Origin of the sequence: Dietzia sp. DQ12-76, from assembly GCF_014145045.1 — a bacterium.
Taxonomy (GTDB): Bacteria; Actinomycetota; Actinomycetes; order Mycobacteriales; family Mycobacteriaceae; genus Dietzia.
Window position 1 is genome coordinate 1 of the sequence record NZ_JAALDV010000293.1, and the last position, 6,072, is coordinate 6,072.

Annotated in this window: 10 protein-coding genes; 3 read left to right on the forward strand and 7 right to left on the reverse strand. The window is 71.6% G+C overall.

The window, feature by feature from the left end; translation table 11 throughout:
- Both G6019_RS10500 and G6019_RS10505 read left to right on the forward strand, forming a co-directional pair.
- A partial coding sequence (locus G6019_RS10500; RefSeq protein ID WP_182627553.1) for an ABC transporter permease occupies window positions 1-1,130 on the forward strand: 1,130 nt, incomplete at its 5' end.
- Between the two features lie 67 nt (window positions 1,131-1,197).
- Complete coding sequence (locus tag G6019_RS10505) at window positions 1,198-2,013, forward strand: hypothetical protein (protein WP_182612904.1); 816 nt, start codon at window positions 1,198-1,200, stop codon at window positions 2,011-2,013.
- Between the two features lie 62 nt (window positions 2,014-2,075).
- Here G6019_RS10505 and G6019_RS10510 read toward each other — a convergent pair whose 3' ends face one another.
- On the reverse strand, window positions 2,076-2,405 hold the full coding sequence (locus G6019_RS10510) for a DUF4229 domain-containing protein (protein WP_107757147.1): 330 nt from the start codon (window positions 2,403-2,405) through the stop codon (window positions 2,076-2,078).
- Window positions 2,406-2,444: 39 nt separating this feature from the next.
- Here G6019_RS10510 and G6019_RS10515 point away from each other — a divergent pair, with 39 nt between their 5' ends.
- Complete coding sequence (locus G6019_RS10515; protein ID WP_167457827.1) at window positions 2,445-2,606, forward strand: hypothetical protein; 162 nt, start codon at window positions 2,445-2,447, stop codon at window positions 2,604-2,606.
- 7 nt (window positions 2,607-2,613) lie between these two features.
- Here G6019_RS10515 and G6019_RS10520 read toward each other — a convergent pair whose 3' ends face one another.
- The 6 genes from G6019_RS10520 to G6019_RS10540 all read right to left on the reverse strand — a co-directional run.
- Window positions 2,614-3,141 (reverse strand): arsenate reductase/protein-tyrosine-phosphatase family protein, encoded by a 528-nt coding sequence (locus G6019_RS10520; RefSeq protein ID WP_107757148.1) that lies wholly within the window; start codon window positions 3,139-3,141, stop codon window positions 2,614-2,616.
- Window positions 3,142-3,255: 114 nt separating this feature from the next.
- Window positions 3,256-4,032: an enoyl-CoA hydratase gene (locus G6019_RS10525; RefSeq protein WP_182612905.1), complete on the reverse strand. Its 777-nt coding sequence runs from the start codon at window positions 4,030-4,032 to the stop codon at window positions 3,256-3,258.
- A gap of 134 nt (window positions 4,033-4,166) precedes the next feature.
- Entirely contained in the window at window positions 4,167-4,301 is a 135-nt protein-coding gene (locus tag G6019_RS17610) for a hypothetical protein (protein WP_255412654.1), read from the reverse strand.
- A gap of 63 nt (window positions 4,302-4,364) precedes the next feature.
- Window positions 4,365-5,024, reverse strand: coding sequence for a dTDP-4-dehydrorhamnose 3,5-epimerase (rfbC, locus tag G6019_RS10530; protein WP_107758190.1), 660 nt, complete (start codon window positions 5,022-5,024; stop codon window positions 4,365-4,367).
- A gap of 77 nt (window positions 5,025-5,101) precedes the next feature.
- A complete protein-coding gene (locus G6019_RS10535; protein WP_107757150.1) occupies window positions 5,102-5,653 on the reverse strand; it encodes an LpqN/LpqT family lipoprotein in 552 nt (183 codons plus the stop codon).
- Window position 5,654: 1 nt separating this feature from the next.
- On the reverse strand, window positions 5,655-6,072 hold a 418-nt coding region (locus G6019_RS10540), incomplete at its 5' end, for an SDR family oxidoreductase (protein WP_182627555.1).

The following is a 6,072-nucleotide window of genomic DNA, read 5'->3' on the forward strand; positions in this document are numbered from 1 at the left end:
TCGCTGCCCGCAACACCGCGCGCAGCCCACGCCGCACGGCCGCCACCTCGGCCGCCGTACTGGTCGGGGTGACGCTCACCTCGACCATGGTCACCGGGATCGCCCTGCTGGGGCCCGCCATCGAGTCGCGGCTGGTCGACCGCGTCCCGTTGGACGTCGCCGTCACCTCACCCGACGGGATCCTGCCCGGCGCGCTGCCCGAGCGACTCGCGGGCATGGACGGGGTCGCGGAGTCCCTCGTCGTCGTCGACATGTACGCCCGCGACGACGAGGGCAGAAGGACGGTCCTGCGCGTGGCCGACCCGGCCGGGGTGGCGCAGGTGATGCGCCGGGAGATCACACTTCCCGGCCCTGGCGAGATCGTCCTGCCCGAGTCCTCTCCTGTGGCCGCGGGCGCAGGTGACGGGGACACCGTCCGGTTCCGGTTCTTCACCGACGACGACACGCGGGACCTGGTGGTCCGTCGCACCAGCGATCAGTGGGCCCTCGCCGCCCCGGGCAGTGTGCCCGACTGGCCCCTGCCGCGGTCGCCGGACGGAGCGCCCTGGCCGGAGGACCTGGAGGTGCCCCGGGAGTTCGTGCCCCGCACCGAGCAGTGGCTCCGGATGGAGGACGGGTTGGAAGGCGAGCGACTCGAGACGGCGCTCGACCGGGTGCGGTCGGCGGTCGTGGAGGCCGACCCCTCGCTGGCGGTCACCGAGACCTTCGCCTCGCGGGACCAGGTCGCGGGATCCGTCCGGACCGTCCTGACGTCCAGTGCACTGCTGCTCGCGGTGGCGGTGGTGCTGGCCCTGGTGGGGGTGGTCAACACGCTCACGCTGTCGATCCGGGAACGGACGCGCGAGATCGGCCTCCTCCGCGGCGTGGGCGTCACCCGGGCCGGCGTCTGGCGGATGCTCGTCCTGGAGACGGCACTGGTGGCGGCGAGCGCCTCGACTCTCGGAGTGCTCATCGGCACGGCGTTCGGCCGACTCGGCGCGGTCGCGATGGTGGGATCCGAGAACACCGGTAACATCGCACCGCCGGTGAGCGATCTGATCACCGTGGGGGTCGGCGGGGTCGCGGCCGCGGTTCTCGCCGCCTGCCTGGCCTCGATCGGGGCGGTACGGAGACAGGTGGCCGAGATCTGACCGATGATGACGTGACGCACAGCCCCGACCGGTAGCCATCCTTTGACAGAACTGAGACACTATCGTTATGCGAACTCGGGTGCTCCTGACCGCCGGCGCGATCGCGCTGGTAGCCGCGTCGTGCGCACAGCCGGAACCGCAGGTTCTCTCCGAAGCCCCGCGATCCGCCTCTGCGACCGACCTCACCTCCGCGGCCGAATCGAGCGAGCGTGACACCCCGCCCGGCCGCTTCATCGCCCGGTGCGCCACCGAGGCCGACGGCGGCACACCGGGAATGACGGTGTTCACCGACGGCACGCAGAGTGTCACCGACCACTGCCTGAGCCGGTACTACATCGGTGTGCAACCCGCACCGGGGGCGCTGTACGTCGCCGACGACGAGACGGGCACCCACGCACCGCCCCGCCAGCCCGAGACGGGCACCACGGCCACCCAGTGGACTCCCGCCCAGCCGCGGACGGACGCCGGTGGGCAGGATCCGTGGTTCGACGACGACGACCCCACCACGGAACCGGACGAGCCGACCGAGAGCGGTCCGGGCGAGCCCACCGAGGAGACCACACCGGATGGGCCGACGACCCCGCCCGAGGGGACGACGCCGCCGACCACCCCGCCCACCAGCCCACCCACCGGACCCGGGGACACCGAGACCACGACCCCGGGCGCCGGTGAGACGACGGCCGCGAACCAGGTCGGCCAACCCACCACCGGATCCGACGAGCCGGCGCCGACCGCGGTGCCGACCGAGACCGAAACCGACGCGGCCGCTCCCCCGCCGCCTCAGGCTTCCGGGTGGCCGCCGTTCGGATGGATGGGGTCACATGACCCGAACGGGTCATTCGGCTCGGAGTGGCTCCCCTCTCTGCCCGCTCCGGTCAGCTGAACGGCTGCCGGTCCGGATCTGAACGGCTGCCGGTCCATCGACTCGGGTCGGCCCGGTAGGGCTCAGGCCTCGTCCATCCGACGTCGCAGGTCGTCCCGCTTGACGCGACGGTTGGCGTCCACAGCCGAGATGTCGGAGTTGATCTCCGCGCGCAGGCGCGTGAACAGGACCATCGACAGCGGGAGCGCGATGACCACCGAGATGATCGCCGCGACGAGGACCGGCACGTCGACGCCCGCGAGACGGCCGATACCGATGACGATCAGGGTCAGTGCGACGACCATCAGCAGCCTCAACACCGTGTAGAACATCATGTTGCGGGCCAGGCGGGCGCCGGGACTGGTTCCGGCGGGCGCCTGTGCCGGGATTGCTGACTCGTCTCGCTCGCTCATGACCCCCAGGATACGTATCGTGGTGGAAAGGAGGTTCGAGTGATCTGGCTGTTCGCACTCATCGGAGTGGTGACCGTGGCGATTCTGCTGTGGCGGGCCTTCGGGCCCGGTTCACGGCCGGCCCCGCCTCGCGTGATCGCCCCGGACGACGACCCTGATTTCCTTCGGGATCTGGACAGGCGTAAACCCCTGGACCCCTGACCGGGCATCACCCCCGGCGGCCCAGGAGATCGACGATCGAGTCGACCGCGTGGCTGATCTGCGTCCCCGTCCGGTCGAAGACCTCCGGCTGGCGGCCGATCGGGTCCTCGATGTCCCACGCCGGATCGTCGGTGTCCACGCCGAGGCGGGCCCGCGACAGGCCCCGGAGCGTCAGAGCCCGGTCCGTGTCGGCCAGATGGGCCGCCTCCAGCAACGTGTAGGTCCTCTTCCACAGCAGCGGCGCCATCTCCTGGACGGCGTCGCGGTGGGCGCGCGTGGCGGTGAGGACCAGATCGTGACCCCCGAGCACTCGTGGCGACAGGAGCCGGGCGCCGAAACCCTCCGCGCTCCCGCCATACGCCTCGAGCACCCGGCGGGTCTCGGGGTGGATCTCCACGCCGTTGACCGCCCTCGTCCCGGCGGACTCCACCACCACGTCGAGACCCGCTCGGGCGGCGCGCGCGGCGAGCAGGCGCTCGGCCAGCGGTGACCGACACATGTTGCCGGTACAGACCGTCATCACCCGGATCGCCATGCCGCAGATCCTAGTAGGGCGCAGTCACACCCACGATCCACGAGGTCATCGCACCGATCCCGGCGACCGCGAGTCGCCGGACGCGCCTGCCCGGCGTCTGCTCACCCCTCCGCCTCACTCCCCACGCCACTGCGGGGTGCGCTTGTCCAGGAACGCGGACATGCCCTCCTGGGCGTCGCATGTCATCGCGTTGGTGGCCATCGTCTCGGCCATCTCGCGGTACGCCTCGTCCTGGGGTAGATCGATCTGGCGGTAGAAGGCCTGCTTCCCGATCTCCAGCGTGAGCGGGCTGGCGACGGCGATCCGGGTGGCGAGCTCGTCCACACGGGCCCGGAGCCGGTCTGCGGGTACCGCGGCGTTGACCAGGCCCCACTCGACCGCGGTGGCGGCGTCGATCGTCTCGCCGGTCAGGAGCATCTGGAGCGCGCGTTTGCGGCCGATGTTCCGCGAGACCGCCACCATGGGGGTCGAGCAGAACAGGCCGATCCTCACGCCCGGGGTGCCGAACCTCGCGGTGTCGACGGCCACGGCGAGGTCGCAGGTCGCCACGAGCTGACACCCGGCGGCGATGGCGTGGCCCTGCACCTCCGCGATCACGGGCTGGCGGATGGCCTGGATCGACTCCATGAGCTCGACGCAGGTGTCGAACACCTCGCGCTCCTCGTCCAGGGTGCGGTTGATCATCTCGCCGATCTCGTGCCCGGCGGACATCGCCGGGCCCGACCCCGTCACCACCACCACGCCGCACGACGGGTCGTCACCGAGGTCGCGGATGGCGGCAGTGGCCTCGCGCATCATCCGCAACGACAGGGGGTTGCGGCGATCGGGCCGGTCGAGGGTCACGCGCGCGATCGGGCCGCTGCGCTCGACGAGGACGTACGGGGTGCTCACTGGGGCCTCCGGGAGGGACGACGAGTGCGTGTCACCCGGTTCTACCCCGCCGGACGGGTCCGTGGCGCGGGAGTGGGGACCGACGCCCCCGATGGAGGTCGGGACCGCGGCACCCCTGGGCCGCCTCGCCGGGACTACCGGGCCGCGGCCGGGTGCTCCCCGTCGCACCACTTCTCGACGGGCACGGCCGCCTTGACCTGGTCGACGTGCTGACCGCAGCCGTCCCAGGTGGTCTTGCCGCAGATGGAACAGGTGACCGGATAACACATGGCGTCCTCCTTCACGGGGATTCTCGACCCGACAGGGCGTCGTTCGATACCCCCTAGGGTATGTCAATCCGCGTTCGGGCGCCACTCCTCGTCCACCCGCGCGGTGGCCTCCCGCAGACGTTCCACGTGCGCCTCACAGTCCTCCCACCGCGGCAGGCGCCCGGCGGCCGCGGCGTCGAGCAGACTCGGCGCGTCTCGGTCCTTTCCGCTCATCACGTGCGTGATCGGGGTGCCGTCGAGCGCCACGGAGGGCCAGTCGACGGCGAGGTGGGGATCGAAGGCGTCCACCCCGTGCTCGGCGCCCGGTCGCCAGCCCTCCGAGCACAGGTACATCACCGTGGACTGCGGCTCGAGGGAGAGGAATCCGTGCGCCACGCCCTCGGGGACGTACACCGCACGCTGGTCCTCCGAGTCGAGGATGACCCCGGACCACTCCCCGAAGGTCGGCGACCCCACCCGCACGTCCACCACCACGTCGAACACCGTGCCGGACGGGCACATCACGTACTTCGCCTGGCCGGGCGGCACCTCGGCGTAGTGCAGGCCGCGCAGGACCCCCTCGCCCGAGACCGACACGTTGACCTGCGCGAGGTCGAAGCGGTGCCCTGTCAGGCGGCGGAAGGCCGCGTCGGTGAACGCCTCGTGGAAGACCCCGCGGTCATCGGAGATCCGGCGGGGGGTGATCTCCCACGCCCCCGTCACGCTCAACTCGCGAAGCTGCACCGGCGGTCCCGCCTTCCTGTCCACCCGACTCCTGACCCGCCCACCCTAGCGGGGCCCGCCGCGTCCGCCGGAGGCCGTCAACCCCGCATGGCGCCGACGATCTGTCCGGCCGTCCACTCGCCGATCATCAGGCAGTCCATCGCCGAGTCGTGCAGACCCGCGTCCTCGCGCCACCCGGTCACGACGAACTGGAAGACGTAGGTCGCCTCGTCGTCGCTCCATCCCACGATCAGGCTCGAGGTGGCCATCTCGCCGGGCTCGGCGGTGTAGGTCCCGCGGACGAAGCGGTAGACGCTGCGCACCGCGCCGGCGTCCTCGTCGCCCTCTCCCGCGACCTCCTCCAGCAGTGTCCAGTCGGCGAGCACCTCCGCGGTGGCCACGATCATCGTCACCGCGTCGTCGGTGGACATGGCGGGCGCGACGCGGGCACAGGTGGCCACGGCGTTGGGCGAGAACCCGTCGCGGTGCGCTCCCGGGTCGACGTAGATCACGGCCGACGGCTCCGGCGACTCGATCCGCTGCCACGGCGCGTTGTCCACCCAGGTCAACGGTTGCGCCGCGACCGCCATCGGGGGGCTCGCCTCGAGCGAGCGGCCCGTCGAGGCACAGAACTCCTGTATCGAGGCCATGTCAGCCCTGCAATCCCGCGCCGACGATGTGCGCCCCGCCGTCCACGACGATCGTCTGCCCGGTGATCCAGTGGGCGTCGTCGGAGAGCAGGAACGACACGGGGCCGGCGATGTCGTCGGGGACCCCCAGCCGGCCCGCGGGCAACGCGGCGGACATCTGCTCCTCGCGGCCGGAGTAGAGCGCCTCGGCGAAGCGGGTCTTGACCACGCCCGGCGCGACGGCGTTGACGCGGACCGCCGGGCCGACCTCCACCGCCAGTTCCTGCGTCAGTCGCATCACCAGCGCCTTGGTGGCGCCGTACCACCCGATCCCCGGCGAGGGCGCCAGGCCCGCGATCGAGGCCACGTTGACCACCGCCCCGCCCCGCTCCTCGAGCCCCGAGTGATAGACCTTCTGCGTCCACGCCAACGTGCCCAGA

Bases quoted from the DNA above. Each gene is read 5' to 3' on its own strand.
- G6019_RS10520 (WP_107757148.1), bottom strand. From the start codon at position 3,141: ATGGCGATCCGGGTGATGACGGTCTGTACCGGCAACATGTGTCGGTCA.
- G6019_RS10505 (WP_182612904.1), top strand. From the start codon at position 1,198: ATGCGAACTCGGGTGCTCCTGACCGCCGGCGCGATCGCGCTGGTAGCC.
- G6019_RS10535 (WP_107757150.1), bottom strand. From the start codon at position 5,653: ATGGCCTCGATACAGGAGTTCTGTGCCTCGACGGGCCGCTCGCTCGAG.
- G6019_RS17610 (WP_255412654.1), bottom strand. From the start codon at position 4,301: ATGTGTTATCCGGTCACCTGTTCCATCTGCGGCAAGACCACCTGGGAC.
- G6019_RS10510 (WP_107757147.1), bottom strand. From the start codon at position 2,405: ATGAGCGAGCGAGACGAGTCAGCAATCCCGGCACAGGCGCCCGCCGGA.